This is a genomic window from Erwinia sp. MMLR14_017 (assembly GCF_033657285.1).
Lineage (GTDB): Bacteria > Pseudomonadota > Gammaproteobacteria > Enterobacterales > Enterobacteriaceae > Erwinia.
Genome location: NZ_JAWVWP010000010.1, coordinates 117,838 through 137,750, shown reverse-complemented (window position 1 = coordinate 137,750; position 19,913 = coordinate 117,838). Strand labels below are relative to the sequence as shown.

General features: G+C 46.8%; 26 protein-coding genes and 4 pseudogenes. 17 read left to right on the top strand and 13 right to left on the bottom strand.

Annotation, left to right across the window (positions count from 1 at the left end; translation table 11 throughout):
• Nucleotides 1-71: 71 nt before the first annotated feature.
• Together SD961_RS16600 and SD961_RS16595 are read right to left on the bottom strand one after the other, a co-directional pair.
• Nucleotides 72-1,025: pseudogene (locus tag SD961_RS16600) on the bottom strand (tyrosine-type recombinase/integrase); the annotation flags it as partial.
• A 228-nt stretch (nt 1,026-1,253) separates the two neighbouring features.
• Nucleotides 1,254-2,225: a hypothetical protein gene (locus SD961_RS16595; RefSeq protein WP_318791447.1), complete on the bottom strand. Its 972-nt coding sequence runs from the start codon at nt 2,223-2,225 to the stop codon at nt 1,254-1,256.
• Between the two features lie 500 nt (nt 2,226-2,725).
• Here SD961_RS16595 and SD961_RS16590 point away from each other — a divergent pair, with 500 nt between their 5' ends.
• Nucleotides 2,726-2,950 (top strand): type II toxin-antitoxin system Phd/YefM family antitoxin, encoded by a 225-nt coding sequence (locus SD961_RS16590; protein ID WP_318791446.1) that lies wholly within the window; start codon nt 2,726-2,728, stop codon nt 2,948-2,950.
• On the top strand, nt 2,947-3,321 hold the full coding sequence (locus SD961_RS16585) for a type II toxin-antitoxin system death-on-curing family toxin (protein WP_318791445.1): 375 nt from the start codon (nt 2,947-2,949) through the stop codon (nt 3,319-3,321). Before SD961_RS16590 ends, SD961_RS16585 begins: the two co-directional genes overlap by 4 nt.
• A gap of 36 nt (nt 3,322-3,357) precedes the next feature.
• On the opposite strand, the pseudogene SD961_RS16580 reads toward SD961_RS16585, so the two are convergent.
• Both SD961_RS16580 and SD961_RS16575 read right to left on the bottom strand, forming a co-directional pair.
• Nucleotides 3,358-3,465: pseudogene (locus SD961_RS16580) on the bottom strand (transposase); the annotation flags it as partial.
• Nucleotides 3,465-3,569: pseudogene (locus tag SD961_RS16575) on the bottom strand (recombinase family protein); the annotation flags it as partial. The pseudogenes SD961_RS16575 and SD961_RS16580, both read right to left, overlap by 1 nt.
• Before the next feature lie 186 nt (nt 3,570-3,755).
• Here SD961_RS16575 and SD961_RS16570 point away from each other — a divergent pair.
• The 6 genes and pseudogenes from SD961_RS16570 (at nt 3,756) to SD961_RS16545 (ending at nt 8,379) form a co-directional block, all read left to right on the top strand.
• A protein-coding gene (locus tag SD961_RS16570) for an IS3 family transposase (RefSeq protein ID WP_412916695.1) occupies nt 3,756-4,864 on the top strand; the annotation gives its coding sequence in 2 pieces (ribosomal slippage) (nt 3,756-4,017 and nt 4,017-4,864; 1,110 coding nt in all).
• Between the two features lie 394 nt (nt 4,865-5,258).
• Entirely contained in the window at nt 5,259-5,633 is a 375-nt protein-coding gene (locus SD961_RS16565) for a hypothetical protein (RefSeq protein ID WP_318791444.1), read from the top strand.
• A 180-nt stretch (nt 5,634-5,813) separates the two neighbouring features.
• Nucleotides 5,814-5,984, top strand: a pseudogene (locus SD961_RS16560) (NADP-dependent isocitrate dehydrogenase); the annotation flags it as partial.
• Nucleotides 5,985-6,484: 500 nt separating this feature from the next.
• The gene (locus SD961_RS16555; RefSeq protein WP_318791443.1) at nt 6,485-7,198 is read left to right on the top strand and encodes a YoaK family protein; all 714 of its coding nucleotides are present in this window, start codon (nt 6,485-6,487) and stop codon (nt 7,196-7,198) included.
• Between the two features lie 430 nt (nt 7,199-7,628).
• Entirely contained in the window at nt 7,629-8,183 is a 555-nt protein-coding gene (locus SD961_RS16550; RefSeq protein WP_318791442.1) for a hypothetical protein, read from the top strand.
• Nucleotides 8,184-8,193: 10 nt separating this feature from the next.
• Complete coding sequence (locus SD961_RS16545) at nt 8,194-8,379, top strand: hypothetical protein (protein ID WP_318791441.1); 186 nt, start codon at nt 8,194-8,196, stop codon at nt 8,377-8,379.
• Nucleotides 8,380-8,447: 68 nt separating this feature from the next.
• On the opposite strand, the gene SD961_RS16540 is transcribed toward SD961_RS16545, so the two are convergent.
• Nucleotides 8,448-9,290 carry an alpha/beta hydrolase gene (locus SD961_RS16540; protein WP_318791440.1) on the bottom strand — a complete coding sequence of 281 codons (843 nt, stop codon included), beginning with the start codon at nt 9,288-9,290 and terminating at the stop codon, nt 8,448-8,450.
• Nucleotides 9,291-9,604: 314 nt separating this feature from the next.
• Between SD961_RS16540 and SD961_RS16535 the strand changes: the two genes are divergently transcribed.
• Nucleotides 9,605-9,985 (top strand): putative holin, encoded by a 381-nt coding sequence (locus tag SD961_RS16535; RefSeq protein ID WP_318791439.1) that lies wholly within the window; start codon nt 9,605-9,607, stop codon nt 9,983-9,985.
• A complete protein-coding gene (locus SD961_RS16530) occupies nt 9,972-10,259 on the top strand; it encodes a phage holin family protein (protein WP_318791438.1) in 288 nt (95 codons plus the stop codon). The genes SD961_RS16535 and SD961_RS16530 overlap by 14 nt, the downstream gene beginning before the upstream one ends.
• 9 nt (nt 10,260-10,268) lie before the next feature.
• On the opposite strand, the gene SD961_RS16525 is transcribed toward SD961_RS16530, so the two are convergent.
• Complete coding sequence (locus SD961_RS16525; protein ID WP_318791437.1) at nt 10,269-10,406, bottom strand: hypothetical protein; 138 nt, start codon at nt 10,404-10,406, stop codon at nt 10,269-10,271.
• Between the two features lie 109 nt (nt 10,407-10,515).
• Entirely contained in the window at nt 10,516-10,884 is a 369-nt protein-coding gene (locus tag SD961_RS16520; protein ID WP_318791436.1) for a helix-turn-helix transcriptional regulator, read from the bottom strand.
• A 308-nt stretch (nt 10,885-11,192) separates the two neighbouring features.
• On the opposite strand from SD961_RS16520, the gene SD961_RS16515 reads away from it, so the two are divergent.
• On the top strand, nt 11,193-11,627 hold the full coding sequence (locus SD961_RS16515; RefSeq protein ID WP_318791435.1) for a hypothetical protein: 435 nt from the start codon (nt 11,193-11,195) through the stop codon (nt 11,625-11,627).
• Nucleotides 11,628-11,925: 298 nt separating this feature from the next.
• Nucleotides 11,926-12,123 carry a hypothetical protein gene (locus tag SD961_RS16510; RefSeq protein ID WP_318791434.1) on the top strand — a complete coding sequence of 66 codons (198 nt, stop codon included), beginning with the start codon at nt 11,926-11,928 and terminating at the stop codon, nt 12,121-12,123.
• A gap of 19 nt (nt 12,124-12,142) precedes the next feature.
• Here the strand turns inward: SD961_RS16510 and SD961_RS16505 are convergent, their stop codons facing one another.
• Nucleotides 12,143-12,382: a hypothetical protein gene (locus tag SD961_RS16505; protein ID WP_318791433.1), complete on the bottom strand. Its 240-nt coding sequence runs from the start codon at nt 12,380-12,382 to the stop codon at nt 12,143-12,145.
• Nucleotides 12,383-12,689: 307 nt separating this feature from the next.
• Nucleotides 12,690-12,935 (bottom strand): DinI-like family protein, encoded by a 246-nt coding sequence (locus SD961_RS16500; RefSeq protein ID WP_318791432.1) that lies wholly within the window; start codon nt 12,933-12,935, stop codon nt 12,690-12,692.
• Nucleotides 12,936-13,135: 200 nt separating this feature from the next.
• Here SD961_RS16500 and SD961_RS16495 point away from each other — a divergent pair, with 200 nt between their 5' ends.
• The 3 genes from SD961_RS16495 to SD961_RS16485 all read left to right on the top strand — a co-directional run bounded on the left by SD961_RS16495 (nt 13,136) and on the right by SD961_RS16485 (nt 14,322).
• Entirely contained in the window at nt 13,136-13,363 is a 228-nt protein-coding gene (locus SD961_RS16495) for a YgdI/YgdR family lipoprotein (RefSeq protein ID WP_412916694.1), read from the top strand.
• 110 nt (nt 13,364-13,473) lie between these two features.
• The gene (locus tag SD961_RS16490; protein WP_318791431.1) at nt 13,474-13,878 is read left to right on the top strand and encodes a hypothetical protein; all 405 of its coding nucleotides are present in this window, start codon (nt 13,474-13,476) and stop codon (nt 13,876-13,878) included.
• Between the two features lie 30 nt (nt 13,879-13,908).
• Nucleotides 13,909-14,322: a GNAT family N-acetyltransferase gene (locus tag SD961_RS16485; protein WP_318791430.1), complete on the top strand. Its 414-nt coding sequence runs from the start codon at nt 13,909-13,911 to the stop codon at nt 14,320-14,322.
• Between the two features lie 3 nt (nt 14,323-14,325).
• Here the strand turns inward: SD961_RS16485 and SD961_RS16480 are convergent, their stop codons facing one another.
• Together SD961_RS16480 and ldcA are read right to left on the bottom strand one after the other, a co-directional pair.
• Complete coding sequence (locus SD961_RS16480; protein WP_318791429.1) at nt 14,326-14,988, bottom strand: MBL fold metallo-hydrolase; 663 nt, start codon at nt 14,986-14,988, stop codon at nt 14,326-14,328.
• Nucleotides 14,989-15,002: 14 nt separating this feature from the next.
• Nucleotides 15,003-15,923, bottom strand: a complete 921-nt coding sequence (gene ldcA, locus SD961_RS16475) for a muramoyltetrapeptide carboxypeptidase (RefSeq protein ID WP_318791498.1) — start codon at nt 15,921-15,923, stop codon at nt 15,003-15,005.
• 292 nt (nt 15,924-16,215) lie between these two features.
• Here ldcA and emtA point away from each other — a divergent pair, with 292 nt between their 5' ends.
• Nucleotides 16,216-16,839 (top strand): membrane-bound lytic murein transglycosylase EmtA, encoded by a 624-nt coding sequence (gene emtA / locus SD961_RS16470; protein ID WP_318791497.1) that lies wholly within the window; start codon nt 16,216-16,218, stop codon nt 16,837-16,839.
• A gap of 37 nt (nt 16,840-16,876) precedes the next feature.
• Here the strand turns inward: emtA and SD961_RS16465 are convergent, their stop codons facing one another.
• Nucleotides 16,877-17,788 carry a ribokinase gene (locus SD961_RS16465; protein ID WP_318791428.1) on the bottom strand — a complete coding sequence of 304 codons (912 nt, stop codon included), beginning with the start codon at nt 17,786-17,788 and terminating at the stop codon, nt 16,877-16,879.
• A 14-nt stretch (nt 17,789-17,802) separates the two neighbouring features.
• Nucleotides 17,803-18,681: an SIS domain-containing protein gene (locus SD961_RS16460; protein WP_318791427.1), complete on the bottom strand. Its 879-nt coding sequence runs from the start codon at nt 18,679-18,681 to the stop codon at nt 17,803-17,805.
• A gap of 248 nt (nt 18,682-18,929) precedes the next feature.
• Between SD961_RS16460 and SD961_RS16455 the strand changes: the two genes are divergently transcribed.
• Nucleotides 18,930-19,892 (top strand): sugar phosphate isomerase/epimerase family protein, encoded by a 963-nt coding sequence (locus SD961_RS16455; RefSeq protein ID WP_318791426.1) that lies wholly within the window; start codon nt 18,930-18,932, stop codon nt 19,890-19,892.
• Nucleotides 19,893-19,913: the final 21 nt, after the last annotated feature.

The following is a 19,913-nucleotide window of genomic DNA, read 5'->3' as shown; positions in this document are numbered from 1 at the left end:
TATGTTGGCTTTTTTCTTCTCTTATCCTTTCCCCAAAACTCTTCCGCAAAACTGGTTATAAAATATGCTGTTCAAACGGCTACGACCGTCCAGTCTTTCCCCGGTCATCATGGTATTTTGCCGTCTGTTGAGGTGATTTGTGACCGAGTAATTTTTGCGTATCAATACCCTGAGCCTCATACAGTCTTTCTGACAGCGAACGTTGTTCGTGAAATGTCGGAGCCTTTGCTTCAGGCCATGAAAGCCCGGAGCGGTTTCTGGCTTTTTTGAACTTAGTTGTTATCGAACTGGCTGAAACTCTGTCACCCCTCGTTGCCTGTGATGTGCTGTGCCGGAAATGTACCAGGTATTTACTGACTACAGCATCACGGCATTTAGCCACAACTTCACGCAGGGAAATATCCAGCGCCTCACAGCGCAGTGACAGCGGCAACGCTACTTTAGCGCCAGTCTTTTCATGCTCGACGTGGAGCATGTCATCCCAGATGTCGGAGAACTTCATCCAGGAAATATCCCCGATGCGCTGTCCGGTGACGACGGCCAGCAGCATCGCGCACTGAAGGTAGGGTGGATAATGTTCAGCTGCGGCGTAAATCGCTTTCCACTCTTCAAGGGAAAGGCATTCGCGTTTTACCCGGTTACGCGGCTGGCGGGGGGCCAGCGCCGGATTGTAGCTAGGGGGAACATGGCCCACGTGCTGGGCCTCTTTGAAAACGTCGATCAGCCTCGTCCGGACCACTTGCGCCATACGGTTAAAGCCCTGTGCTTTTACCTCATCCACGACTTCAGCTATTTCCAGTGCGGTAATGTCTTTCAGATACATCATCCCTGAGTGCTGGCGCAGCAACTCGACAGGTTTTTTCTTCTGCTTCACCCAGGTTAACTTTATATCACCCGAATCAAGCCGATCCTGCTGGATAGCGAGATAGCGATCCAGCCAGGTGGTAACGGTGATGAACTCTCTGGATTCCCGCATCTGGGCGATTTTTTTCGTTTACGCTGTGGATCTGCCGGGTGCGCTGCTCAGGATGCTTATAGCATCTGGTTATATAGTTACTAAAAAAGATAACCTGTTGGAGTATATCAATTCTCTCTGACATTAAGCCGGGTTTTTGCCGTTCCGCGTGAACACGTTCGATTATGTAACTACTGTTTTACATTCTCCCCGCCCTGAAGGACGGGGTTTTACGGCGCACTGGATAATTTTAGGGGACTATTAACTTTGATTGGAGAGCATAGCTGATGTGGCGTTTTTATTCGTCCGTGATTTTATTTAACTTAGTAAACAAGATAATAATTCGCCTGATTTTAATGGTCGCTGATTCTGAGTCACTTCCTACAATTTCACCTGACATGTTTGACTTGAATGTCACGTCTTCTTGTGATGTGTTATAGTTTATACCAGTAAAAAATTCATTAGCGAAATCTTCTATATCGCTGTAAAGATAACCTACTCCTTGATCTTCATTTTCGCTGCGGCGGATCTCTACGACTTTTTCTTTTTCATCGCATTGCGCGCTCATAACATAGAATGCCCCTGCAGCAGTATGTTCGGTTTCAGAGCCTGGCTGATTGAACTCTAATGTCATAATTTTTTTCGGTGAGGAAAGCGTTTTTGCTGGTAATGATGTTGCATTGATGCTCAGTTCGCCATTATTAACCTCATACTCAAAATCTTCATTAATAGTAATGAACTCTTTCCAGGAATCATCATTAAAAGATATCTCTTTATAAATCGGTGTTTGGTATACTTCAACATTACTAACATAGCTAATTGCGGGTAAGGGCCCCAACGGGTTAGGTAACGTGGATAAATCTAGTTTAAATGGTAAACCTGATGCTGTAATTGGCTTGCAAGGCGTTAAAGTAGTTAAGTTTAAACATTTTCCAGTACCGGAACCAGACCCAGCATAAGGGTAGACTAAGTCAATGCTAATTGTTGGTGTTCTAATAGTTATAGCGAACGTGCTGTCTTCTGAAACTAATAAAACAGGGGATTTAGTTTTTATGAAACAATATTCGTCTGGGGTGTTTTTGAAAACTTTATGAAGCTGACCTTGTTCTGATAGAATGAGCACGTCTACTCCATTATACTCTGTAATCGCTGCAGGAAGGGTCACATTATCCCACTTATCGAGACCTGAACTAAAGTCATCACTGAACAGCAAGGTGCTATCATTGGTTTCAATAATTTTATTTGAACTGTTGGTATTTTCATTTTCCATGTTGCATAACTCCTTTATCTAACATTGAATAATAATTCAGTATATTTTTTCATTTTTTATTAAAAAATGCAGTGATTTATATAAAAAATGACACTCAGATCGCAAATTTTAATATCTATATATTTTTTTGTTTTTATTTGACTTGGGTTTAAGTTTTCACGAGAATGCCAAGCCAGATAAGTTCCATTTTAACGATGATATCTTTTCAAAATTTCAAAAGTGATACCGAAATGTGAATATTCCATGCTGCGATGCTCTATATCATTGGCGAAATTATTTTCTATTTCCCGCAGCCATTGCTAATCACGGTTTCCGGACGACTGTTCCTCACCGTAAAGGGCGAGGTTTTTCCGGAAGGCTCGTAAGCTGGCTAAAGCTTAATTTTGCAGTTCTGCAAAATATCCTTTGAACATTTTAGAGCGACGACTTAAACTAACGCTATCATCAACTGGGTTGTACAATTCAGTTGATATAATCAGTAACAGTTTAAGGAACATCTCATGTTAACTCTGACTTTCTCTGATGTTCGTCAGAAATTTGCCAGTGTATTGGACACTGCAACCAAGCAGCCGGTGATCATTACTCGTCGTTCAGCGCCGGACATGGTGGTCATTACTGCGGAGCAGTTTGCTGACTTACAGCAGGCTAAGTTTGAAGCTTCCCTTGCCAAAGTGATGAGCAAACCAAAAAACCAGGCTCTCTTCAAAGAACTTGCTGGTAAATGATTTTCTTTCTAACTGTTGAGCAAGTTATAGCTATTCATAATAGTCAGCTGGAAGCTTATGGCGGCTTGGCAGGATTTAGAGATATAGGCCTGGTAGAGGGCATGGTAGCCAGAGTTGAGAATTTGCATGTTTACCAGGATGAAGATGATCTGTTCGTGCTTGCTGCCTCACTGCTGCTTTCGATAGCGAGGGGCCATGGCTTTAACGATGCAAATAAAAGAACGTCAGTTGCATCAGCTATGATTTTTCTTGATATCAATGGAAAGCCAATCACTCCTTCAGATGGATTTGCTGACTATGTAGTGGAGGCTGCGCAAGGCCTTCACGATGTACAAAATGTAGCTGAAGAGCTTAAAAAACTTGCAGATTGACTGCTCCCCGCCGTAAAGGGCGAGGTTTACCGCTTCTCAGGCCACAACCGTCGTTGTAACGGATTTACGCTGACTTCGATGGGTGGAAACGACTAGTCCCGCCGCCTGTAATTCCATTATGCCCTTGCGCTGAACACTAACCGCTACGCCTGCTGCTCATAATTTTCCAGAACCCGGTAGACTGATGTCCTCCCTAATCCAGGCTGACGGTTAATGGCCAGCAATCCCATTTTCTCAATTGTATACAGGTGCTAAACTGACCTGCTCTGACCTGCTCTGACCTGCTCTGACCTGCTCTGACCTGCTCTGACCTGCTCTGACCTGCTCTGACCTGCTCTGACCCTGACCTGACCCTGACCCTGACCCGAAATCCTGCTCCATTCAGAAACAGAATTCCGGCATGATAATGACTCCCCTGAACGGAGGATGTGCCGATGAAAAAGTCACGATTCACCGAAGAGCAGATTGTTTTTGCCCTGAAGCAGGCTGAACTGGGTACGTCAGTGCCGGACGTCTGTCGCAAGCTGGGCATTTCGGATGCCACTTTCTATACGTGGCGTAAAAAATACGGCGGCATTTCTCCTTCGGAGCTGAAGCATATGCGGCAACTGGAAGAGGAAAATCTGCGGCTGAAGAGGCTGGTTGCCGATCTGAGCCTCGACAAGGCCATGTTGCAGGACGTGCTGGCAAAAAAGAGCTGACGCTGGCACGCCTGCGCGAATGGGTCAGGGATTTACAGGCCCGGTACGGTGCCAGCGAAAGACAGATCTGTTTTGCGCTGCGACTCAGCCGCAGCTCGTTCAGGTATCGTTCAGTTGCTGCCGATGACAGCGCGCTGCGCCTGCGAATCCGTGAGATCACCGAAACGCGAATTCATTACGGATACCGCCGGGTATACGTGATGCTCCGGCGTGAGGGCTGGCGCGATAATCACAAACGGATCTACCGCCTCTACTGTGAACAGGGTCTGTCGCTGCGCCTCAAACGACCACGCCGCAATAAATCCGCACAGCGCCGGCAACCGCAGCCTCAGGGTCTGTATCCGAATCACGTCTGGGGCATGGATTTTGTCTCTGATGCGTTGTTTGACGGGCGACGACTGCGCCTGCTGACGGTTATCGACCTGTACACCCGCGAATGCCTGGCGATCTGCGTGGGGCAGAATCTGCGTTCAACAGAAGTGGCAGAAATGCTGAACAGCATAGAACTCAGACGTCCTTTACCTCAGTTGCTGAAAACCGATAATGGTTCTGAATTTGCAGGGAAAATGCTGGACAGATGGGTGTACGAAAGAGGCATCAGAATCGACTTCTCACGCCCGGGAACACCGACGGACAATGCGACGGTGGAGTCCTTCAACGGCAGGTTACGGCAGGAATGTCTGAACGAGAACTGGTTTATGTCTCTGGAGGATGCACGGTGCAAAATCGAGGCCTGGCGCATACTCTATAACCAGAGGCGTCCCCATTCTGCGCTGGGCTGGATGACCCCGTCAGAATTTGCTGAGAAGTCTGCCGGTTGCCAGAATACACAACCAACATGAAGCCGGTTATTCCTGATTATGACTGGTTCATATTCGGGGTCAGGGTCAAAGCCGGTTATTCCTGATTATGACTGGATCATATTCGGGGTCAGGGTCATCATTAGCTGCCGGTCATGCCAATTTAAGAAAAGGACTTACCGTAGAGTATTGTTCCATTTTCTTGGCAGCCCCTGAACTGTCTTTAACATGCACTGTATTTAAAAACAGCAGAAAGAGGGGGGATGGGACGATGAGAAGACGTTGCAGCAGCGTTTATGCATCCATTATTTGTGCGAAGATGGATAACTTCCCATCCACTCTTTGTCTCTTTACGGTCATGAGTGGAGCATGGCTGAAGCCAACCGCTGCGTGAAACACTACCAGTCAACGTTCAGGGACGTTTCTGCAGAACCAAGTGAGCCCCGCAAATTTCTGCTTTATAACCCAAACAACGGAGGGCGCTAACATAAGATTTCCCTCACCCGCCACGGATTATGTTGAGAGGTGCCTGTGCCTGAATGAGCTTTTCATCCATCATCCGCTGGCCACATCACTGCTTGAACATGAGGAACAGTCGTATCTGGTAGATGCGGCCATAACGCCGGTCAGTGGTGATTATATTGCCTATGAATTATTTGGTGAGGTCAAGGTAGGTCGAATAATGGTTCGCGCTATTATTACGCCGGATGGTGAGGCCCTGGAGGGCGAGGTGCTGAATCAAACCACTATTCTCGGATGTATCACGCTGACGATCACGACGCTGTACGATTTCACCGGACCGGTAATTTAATAAAATTAAATGGCATCAAAGGGACGTGTATTTTAATTCATCCATGTAGTCATAAACTGGTTATCAAAACTCGACATAAAATCCTGAAAATCAAGTTGTTACAGTGAAGATAAAAGTGGTGAATATAGATGCTAAAAGCCGATTAAATCCCTTAAATACAATCAACTAAATCAAATTAATGAACTACTGCTGAGTCATATGGAATGGTTCGAAGCCGCAGACCTGATTGTTAAAGGAATGGAAGGCGCAATTGCTGCCAAAACCGTGACCTATGACTTTGAGCGTCTGATGGATGGCGCTACTCTGCTGAAAACGTCAGAGTTTGGCGACGCAATGATTAAGCACATGTAATCAGCTCTTCGCAACATATAGCCAACATAGATGTAGAATTTATGTTGGCTTTTTTCTTCTCTTATCCTTTCCCCAAAACTTCCCCAAAACACTGGATAGAAACCGTACAGTTTCAAGCTGCTATTACCATCCATCTCTTCCCCGGTCATCATGCTGTTTATCTGTCTGAACCTGATTTTAATGACCTGATAACTGCTACATATTAATGCCTTGTTCACGACAGAGACTACGGCCAGTGAACGTTGCTCATGAAATGCAGGTGCAGTAGCTTTTCCCATTTCAGGATCTGTTTCTTTCTGGCAATAAAAGCGCCTTCAGATTACCTCTTTTTACGCCTCTTCAGCGCATTTGCGAAAGCGTTTGATGAGATCGAGAGAGAAGGACAAAGGCTCGTACAACCTGGTAGTAAGTAAACAGTAATCTTTGTGTGGCTTATCATCTTGTTACTCACCGGAAATGAGCGGATCATAGGTTTACCCCAGTTGAACACAGCAGGTTCCATGTTAATCAGCACTGAGAATTCTCGTAGTAACATTGCAGATACGCGACTCGCTTGCACTCTTGCTGCCGTTGCGGGAGCCTTGAACACAGCAGCCTTTGAAGCGGTAGGTTTTTTCTCTGCCAACATGACTGGTAACGTCTCTTCACTGTCAGATCATCTTGCCAAGGCTAACCTTGCGCCAGCCATTTTTTTTCTGTCGATTGTGAGCATTTTCATTGCCGGTTCCGCATTCTCGACGATTATTATCAATTCAGGTCGCAGGAGAAACATGCGTACGGTATACGCCATCAATATTATTATTGAGGGGGTGGGGCTTGTGGTGTTGGGTATTGTTGAGAGTTGGCTGACTCCACTTTCGCCAGGCGTATTACTTATCTTGTGCCTGAGCTTTTTAATGGGTTTACAGAATGCCGTGGTGACCCGCATATCTAACGCGCGGGTAAGAACAACACATGTATCAGGAACATCTACGGATATTGGTATTGAGCTGGCCATGCTCTTCGATGTGCTAAGGCGAAAGGAGTCTCCAAAGGATGCTCCGCTTTACCTTGAGAGACTTAGGCTACACTCTTTTACCTTACTCTCATTTCTGGCTGGCGGGATGGCAGGGATATGGCTGTTTCATTTACTTGGATATGCATTCCTGATTTTTATAGGTGTCGGAGTGATTTTTCTGGCATTGCATAACATGCTAAAAAAACATAAAAATTAATAATAATTATCACCGCCTGCGGGCGGTTTTTTATTATAGTGAAGAGAGTCATAATGCTACGCACTTTGATGGCTTGAACAACAGTCGGTAAACTTTCGCTGCTCTCTCAACCGGTTATTGGTAACCAGAATAAAACGTAAATCCCCGCCAACTACGTGTTCATCCATAACGATCCCTATATCAATTCTTTTTCAGTCTGGTACGTTTAACAAACTTTTTATGTTGTATAATTAAAAAAAAACCCACTAAACCTGTTAGTTTGATAATATCAACCCAATTTCTATTTTATCTTTAATTTATATGTTTGTTTTTTTAAATGGAAGTTATTATAGTATCTTTCAATGCGCACGTTTATGGGCAATAGTATGATTGACCTTATAATATTTTACTGATAATTTAAATTTTAAAATTCCAGGGGAAATGCCTTATCATGCAAAATGAAAATTCAAACTTTACTCAGGAAGAAGTAGAGGAAAGAATAGAGCGTGCCAGGCTACTTTATGATTACTCTAAAGAGCAATATGAGCAATACCTGGAGAGGCTCAGGCTGTTAGAAGAAAAAGGACTGAAAGTCTTCGGTTCGATCAGTGTCATCGTCACTGCGTTAGTTCTTATCGCCCGGTTTGGGGCCGACTCAATCTTAAGCTCTATAAAAATTCATCCTTATCCTGGCGTGGCAGCCCTGGTCTGCGGTGCGCTGACATTTATCGGGTTATGCTCAAGTTGGTCATTTGTCTTCAGGGCGGTGGTACTGATCAACAAGCCCACCATGCCCGTTGAAGGAATTGACCGGGTATTTTTTCTGAACACACGAGATGATTCGTTATATAGCATGGCTCAACTCTACATTGATGCATCAAAGAAAATAGAAGAAATACATGATGATAAGGCGTTTCTCATTGGAAAGTCTTTTGAGGATATGGAATTTACTGGTTGGTGCTTCGTGGTTTTTGTTATAATTATTACTTACATCAGGATGGGTTAGGAGAGAAAAGATGGTTCAGAAAAATAACCAGGGTTCTACCCCAACATCGCAGAGTTTTTCAGCGGGAATACGTAAGCCCGTAAACGCTCAGGCATCGGTGGGGATGCCTAAATTAGTGCAAACTCCCTCGTTGGGTGTCTCACTGGAAAGCCTTGAATCGCTGATCGAAAAGCGCAGAATGGCGCAAAATCAGTAACAGCGTTATCACTGAAAAAGAGAAAAGGGAGCTGAACGCTCCTTTTTCTCAACTCAACTCAACTCCATTCAATTCACGCAATCAACCCTGAAGAAACTGAGCAAATCCTGATTGATCTGATCTTTATGGGTGCTGCAAAGTCCGTGCGAAGCACCGTGATAGACTTTCACGGTTGGGTTCGGCAGCAGTTTAATCGCAGCCTCACTCGATGAAGCAGGCGGCACGATCTGATCGTCATCACCATAAATAACCAGCGTTGGAATGGTCATCTTTTTCAGGTCTTCTCGCTGATCCGTTTCCGAGAACGCTTTCACGCAGTCATACAGCGCTTTAATCGATCCCTGCATCCCCTGTAGCCAGAAGCTATCCTTTAATCCTTGTGAAGCCTGAGCCCCTTCCCGGTTAAAACCATAAAACGCCGTAGGCAGGTCTTTGAAGAACGAGGAACGATCTTTCAGTACGCCTTCGCGAATACCATCAAACACCGTTTTAGGCAGTCCATCCGGGTTGAAATCCGTTTTTATCATTATCGGTGGCACAGCGCCAATAAGAGAGGCTTTGGCTACCCGATCAGTGCCATGGCGAGCTATATATCGTGCGACCTCACCGCCACCTGTAGAGTGTCCAACGTGAACGGCATCCCGCAAATCCAGCGCAGCGGTAAGCTCCGCCAAATCGTCAGCATACTGGTCCATATTATGCCCGTCCCAGGGCTGGGAAGAGCGGCCATGTCCACGACGGTCATGAGCAATCACTCTGTATCCATGGGAAGCCAGAAAAAACATTTGATCTTCAAAAGCATCGCCAGACAAAGGCCAGCCGTGGCTAAAGACTACCGGCTGACCCGCACCCCAGTCTTTATAATAAAGAGTTGTCCCATCTTTGAGTTGCAGATAGCTACCTGATGACATTATTAGGTTCCTTACACAATTAACTGATTGATTGGAAATGACATTAGATGTGGCTTAACGGGCAGTTAAAGGCTAGTTCATTGCCGCAGGGTTGTCGCCCGGCGCAGTCTCATAAATATTCTCTTCAGGCAGGGAGGTCTACCATACAGCACCAAAAATAGATCGTTAAAACGCTCACGCGTACGCATTAAACGATCTAAGGTAATAACATCAATAGCAGCAACGACTACAGATATATATGCAAAACCCTGGCTCCGGCCGGGGTTTTTTATTGCTCAAATTTCTTGTAAAGACGCTGTAGCAAAGGGGGCATTATGTTTGAGCATTTACTCGCTGTAAGCGCAGGCGCAGCATCTTCAGCAGAAGCAGTGATGGCTGGTCCTATGGCTGGCATCAATTATAGCGTGCTGTTCGGTGCATTTGCTGGTGCTGTGTACTATGTTGCCAGCGCCGCAGATTTGAGATTAATAGTGCGGGCTGCCTATTTTCTGGTTTCGTGGATAGTGGGTGTATTTGGTTCAGGTTTAGCAGGTTCGAAACTCGAACAGTTATTAGGTTATACGGACAGACCACTCGATGGGCTGGGAGCAGTCCTGCTCTCTGCCCTGGCAATAAAAACCTTAACATTTTTCACCGAGCAGGATCCGGGCGCCTGGCTCGCTCGCCTGAAGGGAGGTTTCCATGGTCACAAATGATCCTATGGTGATAGCGAACGTTATTACCTGTACTGCCATTGCACTTCGGCTGATGTTCTTTCGTAAAGCAGGCGCGCATCACCAACGTTGGGCCTCGTGGCTGGCTTACCTGTTTGTACTGGCTTACGGCTCCATTCCCTTTCGCTATTTTTTCGACCACTACGACCACACCTCCTGGTCGGCCCTGCTGATAAACATGATTTTTTGTGCAGCAATCTACCGGGCTAAAGGGAATGTAGCCCAGGTACTGGCCGTACTGCGACCACAAAAGTAGAGAGACGTCTTATTCTTTTACACCTGATGGCATAACCAGCGCTTTATTTACCCTGCGATTGCTGCCGGTCAGGGCCTGTGTCAGCTGCCGATCGAATTTTTTACAGGCTTCGCGATAGCGTAAAGCTCTGCGTTGACGTGAGTTCATAGACGGCATCCTCTGACGTTTGATGTTAATAAACGTTAGATAAATTTTTAATATGCGTCAAACGCAAATTTTGTTGACACGATCAACCCGCGTCAAGCGGGTTGATCTTTCAACCGTGACGCCCGAACTGCTGCGACTGACTTAACATCACGCGTCCTGCCACGTGCAGCATCGGCATTTCATCAGCCGAAATAGTCCACTCCCGGTAGCGCGGGTTATCAGAGATAACAAACAGCTCTGTTTTAACTTTCTGCAGTCGTTTTACAAACGTATCTCCATTGAAGTCAAAAACATAAATGCCATCTCCGTCGAAGTAGGGCACGCTGACGTCGACAAATATCAGATCGCCGGGTTCAATGGTGCCTTCCATGCTGTCCCCACGCACGTTTATCAACTTAACAATGGCCTCAGGTTTATTGCCAAAGATAACCCCCGCCTCCTTACGGACATATTCAATCGATCTAATAACCTGAACCACTTCTTTTGCCGGTGACCCTTCGTTAGCGCTGGCAGATACGTAAGAAAATCAAGATGCTATACATCATCTTTCCCCATTTCAGTTAACAACTGAATGCTATATGTATCTCCAGTATTGATATGCTCCCCTGATGAGATTAGCGTCGAGATAGGCACCTTGAGTGCATCCGCAATTTTTTAAAGTAGTGTGTCGTTATATTTGTCTTTCCAAAGGTTAACCAGCAATGGACGCTGGAGTTTATCAGCAAACTTTCAACGGCAAATCCTTCCGGCACAGCGACTAACCCCTTACAGGCTGTTTCATCCGGCGTGACCTGGCTCAATTTACAGCGCTGCGTCAGCTCAGTATGGGCCGATATGTTTCATCGGGGACTGACTGCGGTGCTGGACGTTAAGTATCAGCGAAGTTACCAAAATATCGTCGAGGTGTGGGTAAAACTAAAAGCGGGTAGCGGCGATACGATGTTTAATCTCCGCTCAACAGGGCCTACGCGATTCGAGTCGGGGGAGTGTTCCTTGTTTACGCCGGATCTGAGTGAGGTCGTGGATTTGACAACCCTGGGAACGGCTACGCCAAGCGCACGCCTCAGTATTCACAATGGGCTTGCGGGAATAGGAGCGAATGAAAATGGTGTGGTCACCATAGCAACAGCTGAGGCGGCAACGCCCGCTACCAGTGCGCCGGTAGGGTATATCACTCTTAACGTTAACGGTGTGGATCGCAAAATTCCTTACTATGGCTGAAAATTCGCAGATGATTTAAAACCGCCTCCACAGGGCGGTTTTTTTTTAGGTGCAATTTTTTTACTTTTTTATCGGCAAAAGGGCTGGCAGTAGGGTAGAAACGGTGAAATAGTGATGCTGCATCTCCAGGACTAATCTGTTTTTTTCAGCCGATTTTTCCAATGTGGTCAGATAAAACGCCTTTTTGGGCAAAAAAGCAGAAAAACAGGCCAAAAAGCGATCCCGCCAAAAATCAAGACTTGAGATGGCGGAGCGTTGGTCCGTAAAATAGGGCCAAAACTCAAATCAGGAGAATTCTGTGTCAGAAGCTGCCACTTTCAAAGACGATCTCAACCGGCTTGAAGAAGCAAAAAATATCGCGCTCGGCTGGCGTATCGTGGGCCAGATGGAGCCACATACTCTGGAGGATGCTATCCAGATGCTGCGTGACAGTTCTGCCCATGCGGCAAAGGTGTACGAGCTGCTCTATGCAGAAATTGCACACCGCTCTAAATAGTCCGCATTTTCTTCGGCTGTCAGGCCAGCCGTGTATTACCGGCTAAGCGATGATCTCTCCAGGCTTCCCAACATTTTGTGGGATCGATATCCTGGTAGCCACGTAGTGGGTCCATGGAGCGCAAGAGTTCGTCCGGCACTGAAATGCAGGTCGCGCCATCACGAAGCGTTTCAACTTCATGCTGCGTTAACGGGTAGCCTTTTTGCGCTTCTGCCTTTTCCAGCAGGGCAGCCAGGGAAGGGATAAAAAGTATTGCCATGCCTGACGTTCTCATGAGATTTATGCTGTACAGATTTTCGGCATTGCGGGGCAAAACTTTAGCAATTCTCAGATAATAAGGCAGGAATGCGAGGCAGAAAAAGCAGAGGATCAAAAGCTGAAGCGGTGGCAAATCATCAGCAGAGTTAAGATATAAAGAAAAAAATGCCCGCAGAGCGAATCATAACGGGCCAACACCAGGGAAACTTTATACGTTAAGCCTGGCATGTTGTGGCGGGAATGCAACGCGAAAATTGGTCGCAGCGCCCATAACATTAAAATATTTCAACGAATTGTTCTGTTAAGGTTCAAAATTCTTCAGAGATCAGCCACTGGTCCGCTTCATCGAACATTTCTTCAATAATTCTCAACATTACCGACTTATCACTTTTACTGGCATCGGTTTTTACACCGTTGGCCTGCATTGGTTTAACCTTCACTTCTGCGTCAGGAAAAACGCGCTGAATACGTTTGGTCAGCTCAGTCAAAATTAGCTCCTGAGCATTGGGCAGTCCGGCAACGTTGCGCTTATCGTAAATCAGTTCAACAAACATGGCTTCTTCCTGGTTATAAATGCTGTATAAAAATACAGTTATTGTCCGCAATCTTCAATGAAAATTTAGCAAATATTCGTCAACTAAAAGCCATGCAGCCCGCTAAATGGGTGAAATAAAGCCACTTCTCCGCAACTATCATCAAATTCCCAAAATCGCCTGGGTTACACTGCCTCTTCCTGATCAAAATAGTGGAGCAAATGATGAAAAAATTTTCTTATATCGCAGGGATTCTGGCAGGAGGTTTGTTGCTTGCGGGCTGTAGTAGCGATCATATATTACAAATGAAAGATGGCTCTACCGTGGTAGTACAGGGCAAACCCAAAGTAGACAGCGCCACCGGCATGGTGATTTACACCGATGAACAGGGCCAGCAGCAGGCTGTGAACCAGGATCAAATTAAAGAGATGAGCTCGCTGAATAAGTAGATCCCGGCTGGCAATTCGTAACACTTAAGTCAAACATGGGCAGCATCCTGTGGTACGCTTTCTGCTAATTACTGAATTAAATCAGAGAGTACTGTCCGGAGAACCTGCCCATGTTCCGCATTATCGCCGCTGGATGTCTTATTGCCTGTGCCTCCTTTACCGTCGGGGCAACCAGTGATTCGCCCAGGCTGAATACTGAATTTCAAATTACCTGTCCGGGTCGTCCGACCATGACCGTTACCAAAGCGCAATATGGTTTGACCACGCTGATGTGGCCTGGCGATCATTTCCAGATAGCGGCCGGCAACCAGCGTTCAGAAACCGAAAATGGCGATAAAGTGTCGATTGTGCTGTTCCGTAATGGCGATCAGATGGTGGTGAACCAGTCTGATGACAATATTTTCTTCTCCTACGATGGTGCAAACAAGCTGGTTTCCTGTTCGCGCAGCAGCGAAAGGGATAACAGTGCGGTGGAACTCCAACGCACCGACGCTTCTGGTCATCTGGAGTCCTGATCGCATCTCTCACATACTTAGGAAAAGAGCATGGAACTAACCGTTACGCCTACCCCTACGCCAGAAGATTTAGCCGAAATCCGTGCAGCGCTGATCGCCTTTAACGCCGGTCATATCAATATCGATGAGATGAAAGATATTGGGGTATTTATCACTGGCCCCGACGGGAAAAAACTGGGCGGCCTTACGGGAACCACCATTGGAAACTGGCTTCGGATTGATATGCTGTGGGTCAGTGAAGCCCTGCGCGGGCAGGGCGCAGGCACCAGATTAATTCGGGCAGCAGAAGAAGAGGCCCGCCAGCGTGGGTGTCAGTATGCACAGGTAGACACAGCAAGTTTTCAGGCCAGGCCCTTTTATGAAAAAATGGGTTTCACCGTTCAGTTTATGCTTGAGAACTACCCGCGCGTGCATCAACGAATTTACCTGACCAAAATGTTGTAAGCGTTACTCGCTCAGCCGCTGGCGCAGGTCCAGCGGCGAATTTTCTGCCTCATCCAGCAGCGCCAACCACTGCCGCATATTGACTTCCTGCCAGGCAAGGTGTCCTGCGGTAGTGCCCATCAGCACCACATCCGGTCTTAACGCCCGGTAAAACTCTATCGACTTCTTTAAATCGGCCTCGTTGCTTTCAGGAACCAATACCGTTATCCAGCGATCGTGAGAGAGGGTGATGGTGTCGCCTACAAAGAGATAGGTTTTGCCATAAGGGGAAGCGTAAAGGTAGCTGGTGCTGCCAGGCGTGTGTCCGGGCGTGGGAACAACATGAAAGCTGCCGCAGTGAAGCTCAGCCTGATTAAAGGTGTCATCAGGCTCCGCAAAAGGGCTCACCGGCCCCAGCGCGCGCGTATGGCAATAGAGCGCGGAGTTAAAGCGTGCCTGCAAAATGCGCGCGCCCGGACCTGCCTCATGCCAGTGGGTAAGATAGTGGCGGATAATGCCGCCTAAATCCTCAATCGCCTGATGGTCGCTCAGATTTTCCACGCGGGAAATCAGTAAATTGCCACGCATATGCTGCAGCAAAAAACCGTGCATCATCAGTTCCGGTTCGTTTTCACTGGCCGGAAACTCCGGTGTGGAAACCCAGAGATCCTCGTACAACTGCTTCATAGGCGCTCCAGGAGTTAGCGAAGCGTCGGATGCCCTGATATCGTCAGCGTACTGTCTCTACCTTTGACCTGCAAATGACCCTGCGCACCTAAAGGCAGCGTTACGGTATTCCAGTGATGGCCAAATTCAAGACCGGTGACCAGCGGTACGCCTGTCACCTGACGAATCAGCGTCCAGACGCTGTCGAAGTCATAGCCATTGTCATAATCTGTCAGGGTTGCCCCGGTAAAACTCCCCAGCACGATCGCTTTCTGACGTGCCAGAATGCCGCTTTGTGCCAGTTGCAGCAGCATTCTTTCCACGCGGAAAGGGTGCTCGTTGACATCTTCAATCACCAGAATGCCCTCTTCGATCTCAGGCAGCCAGGGCGTTCCTATCAGGGAGGCGATCATCGCCAGATTGCCGCCCCAGATTTTTCCGGTGACGTTGACCTCTTGCGGCTGCGTTTGCCAGCTAAGGATTAATCTAGGCGAAGTCAGAGCGCGCCAGAAGTGCTCCACCGTGAATTCAGATAAAACCGTAGCGCCAAAGTTACCTGCCAGCATCGGGCCGCTGAAAGAGACAGCGCCATGGTCAAGCAGAGCAAGCTGGATCACCGTGAAGTCACTGTGACCACACAGCACTACCGGATTATCCCGCAGCCAGCCAGCCAGAGATGCGCGCGCTAACTGAGGAAGCAGCCTGGTGGCCCCATAGCCGCCACGTACGGCGAGTACAATATCCGGGCATGTTTTCAGATCAGGCAGGCCGTTGAGATCCTGTAAACGGTCGGACTCATTTCCGGCAAAACGCTGGTCACGACGGGCAATCACTTCACTGTTTAAAACCTGATGCCCCTGCGCACGCAAACGCTCAACAGCCAGCTGCGCGGCCTGTTGATTATGACAATAGCCAGAAGGAGCGATCAGATGAAAAGTGCGGGGAGTAATGGACATAATATTCACTTTTATCCTCACTGCGGTTAAAGAGTCATCGCAAATCAACGGCATTACGTTTACTGGCAGCCGGAAAAGTCGCTTTTAAAGGCTAAGCGGGTAATTTTTATGCAGTGAAAAAAGGATTTTTTACGCCACTTAGGGTCCAATACCTCTGATGATGACGAAAAGCGTGAATGAAGTCACTCGCAAGCGTAGAAATTTCAGAGTTTCGGTAATTTTATCCTGTCTGGCGCAGGCTATTATAAAAGCGCGAGGCTAAGGCTCAGAGGATGAATATAGCGTGAGAAATATAAAAACGGTGGCGATAGTGAGCGTGTTATTGCTGGCAGGTTGTGCCAGCAAACCGCATAAACGGGCCATAACGCAGCAGCAAACGCCGTTAACGCAGGCACCGCCTGAAAAAGTTGCTCAGGCTTGGTCGATGTTCACGGAGAGTGCGGCTAACAACTACGGCGTTGACCAGAAGCTGGTTGAGGCGATCATTTCAGTCGAGTCGGGCGGCAATCCAACGGTAGTCAGCAAGTCGAATGCCATTGGATTGATGCAGATTAAAGCCTCCACAGCAGGACGTGAGGTTTACCGGGTTCAGGGACGGCGCGGACAGCCAAGTAGTAAAGAGCTGCGCGATCCGGTAAAGAACATCGATATCGGCACGGCTTATCTGAAGATTTTGCAGGATCAGTCGCTGGCAGGGATCCGCGATCCGAAAACACTGCGCTATGCCACTATCGTCTCCTATGCCAACGGCGCAGGGGCGTTGCTGAGAACCTTCTCACACGATCGCGATCGTGCAATAGCGATGATCAATGCCATGTCGCCGGAAGAGTTTTACCAGCACGTGCAGAATAAACACCCTGCTGCGCAGGCTCCCCGCTATTTATGGAAAGTGACCACCGCTTACCGCACCATCTGATGCCAGCCGGTGTGCTTTTCTAAGCACACCGGAGCTTTTAAACGGTTGCGGAGCAGGGTTGTACCTCTTCGAGTGAGGGGAAAGAGCTTTGCCCACCATACTTTTGAATGGAATGAGCGCTGACCTTTGCCGCAAAAGTCATGGCCTCAGCCAGTGTCATTCCCCTGACGATTTTACAGGCTAGTGCCCCGATAAAAGAGTCTCCGGCTCCGGTAGTATCAACCACCTTAGGGCAGGAAACAGCAGGGAAGTGCTCTGAAAGAGCCGGTGATTTTACGACCGCGCCTTTTTCGCCCAGCGTCACTATTATCGTGGCGTGTGTCTTGTCAAAAAGCTGATCGGCGGCCTGGCGTGCTGAAGCAATATCGGTCACCGGTTTACCCGTCATGTATTGCGCTTCGGTTTCATTGACCACCAGGTAATCAACCTTACGCAGAATATCGGGACGAACCTCCCGAGCAGGCGCATTGTTAAGAAGGATACGGCAACCCAACCCGGCGGCACGCTCGATTACATAATTAACCACGCTTTCAGGAATTTCAGACTGCATCACGACCAGCGGTTTGTCCTGAAAAAGTTTTTCGCTGATATCGTTAATGCTGAGGTGATAATTAGCGCCTTTGATAATGGTGCTGCAATAATCACCTTCACTTAATATTTGCACTATGCCCACGCCGGACGTTCCGCTTCGCTTGATATTGTCCGTCTGGATATTATATTTTTCCAGCGACTGCAAAAGTTCCTGGCCATAAATATCCTGTCCGACGCAACCCACCATGTTTACCTTTAAGCCCAGACGTGCGCACTGAACAGCCTGATTTGCCCCTTTCCCGCCCGGCATCATCATTAATGCGTTACCGGTAAAGGTTTCACCTAAATGAGGTAAACGATCCTGTTGAATAAGGATGTCATAATTCAGGCTACCGATGACTACTACATCATATTTCATCTTCTTTCTCCTGGTTAATTTTTTACTCTTTTAGATAAAACAGAATTGCGTGTTTTTTGCAGACTGGTCTGGCTCACCGAACTACGCTTACTGGCCACTACCGTAAATAGCGCATCCAGGATCGTTAAGTGAACGATACGTGTGGAGGCATTCTCGCCAGTTATAGGGTTGTTTCTCACGCCTGAAACCATAGCAAAATCGGCCAGATGGCTCAGAGGGCTGTTTAAATAATTGGTCAGGCAAATAGTGTGGGCGTGATTTTCCTGAGCGGTTTTTATCATATTAATAATATCGCTGGTTTTTCCGGAGTGGGAGACGCCTAAAAGTATATCGCCCGGCTTCATTAATGAGGCCGCCATTTGCTGTAAATGTGCATCGTGATAGACGTTAGAGAACATCCCAATTTTTAATAGTTTATGATGAAAATCATCGCAGATAGCACCTGACCCCCCGCAACCTGCAAGGATCAGTTTATTATCACCGTTCAGGTTAGCCAGTATCTCTGCGACCTGATTAAAAACTTCCCGATTAACCGTGGATAATGAATCCTGCAACGCCAGGATAGCGCTCAGAAAGGACTCTTCAAGCAATCTTCCATTATTGTCTTCACTGCCTGAAAAAGAGTGAAAGTCATCCTCTTCGCTGTTGAGTTCAATGCCGATATTATTCTTTAATTCATGAAAGCCACTAAACCCTAATTTCTTTGAGACTTTAGTAATGCTGGAAACGCTGACTTTAAGGAAGCGGGACATATCTGAAATACACATTGTAGAGAGCGTATCAGGATTATTCTCAATAAATCTGGCAATCGATCGCTCTTTTTTACCCAGCGAAGGGGCCAGAGTCCGTGCGAGCAACACGATCTCATTTCCCTGCAATTTCTGTTGAATCATGGCACTTTCCCTTTCCCTTACTCTCTTGCACAGGACAGTAGCACAGGCGATACCGGCAAAAGTGTTAACCAGATCACAATGGGAGTGTTAATTTTACTTTCGTATTTTACTCATTTTACTAAGAGTAAAATTTTATTAAGTTTAATCCATCCATAATTAAACTTTCAGTAACCTCTTCATTTTCTTCTTCCTTTTTTTTAGATTCGATTTATAAAATGATGCCATCACCTTAACACTGAGGAAGTATCATGAAGTTTTCATCCCGAATCAATTCATTCAAATCGCGTCCGGACTTATACCAGGGTAAGGAAAAGCTTGATACCATCGATTTGATAAAAAGAATGGCGACCGTTAAAGGCTTAACGCATATTGAACTTAATTACCCTGAGCATTTTATTAATCAGGATGTTGAGGTAATCAAACAAACCATCGAATCACAGGGATTACAGGTTGGGGGCATCGCACTTCGTTATCAGAAAGATTTTAGCGAAGGCGAATTCAGTAATCCCGACGCGGCGATCAGGGAAAAAGCGGTGCAGATTACGCTTGAAGCGGTCAATGTTTGTAAAACATTAGGCGGTAATACTGTAACATTGTGGTTTGCTAATGATGGTTTCGACTATCCTTTCCAGCTGGATTACAACCGTGCTTATAACTACGTTGTGGAAGCATTGCAAAGAGTGACGTCTGAACATCCTGATATGATGTTCAGTTTTGAATATAAACCTTATGAGCCGCGTACCTATTCCCTTATCGGCGACGTTTCTTCAACATTAATGTTAATTGAAGATGTGGGTGCTGCTAATCTGGGGATAACGCTTGATTTTTGCCATATGATAATGAAAAAAGAGAATCCGGCATTTTCTCTTTTCCTCTCTGCGCGTCGAAACAGGCTGGTTGGTTTCCATTTAAACGACGGCTATGGTCATTTTGATGACGGGCTGATGTTAGGATCCGTTCACCTTCTGCAGACGCTTGAGTACATCTATTATGCTAAAAAAGTGAATTTTGATGGCCTGGTTTATTTCGATACTTTCCCAAGCCGGGAAGATCCTGTTGCCGAATGCGAACAGAATATCCGCATGTATCAACTGCTCGCAGGCTTTATTGATAAACTTTCGATCAATGAAATCGAAACGATTATTCAGTCGCAGGATGCTATAAAAGTACAAAAAATGCTGCTGTCACTGATTTCTGGCAATAACGAATAAACTGACCTGCCAGCCACTCTA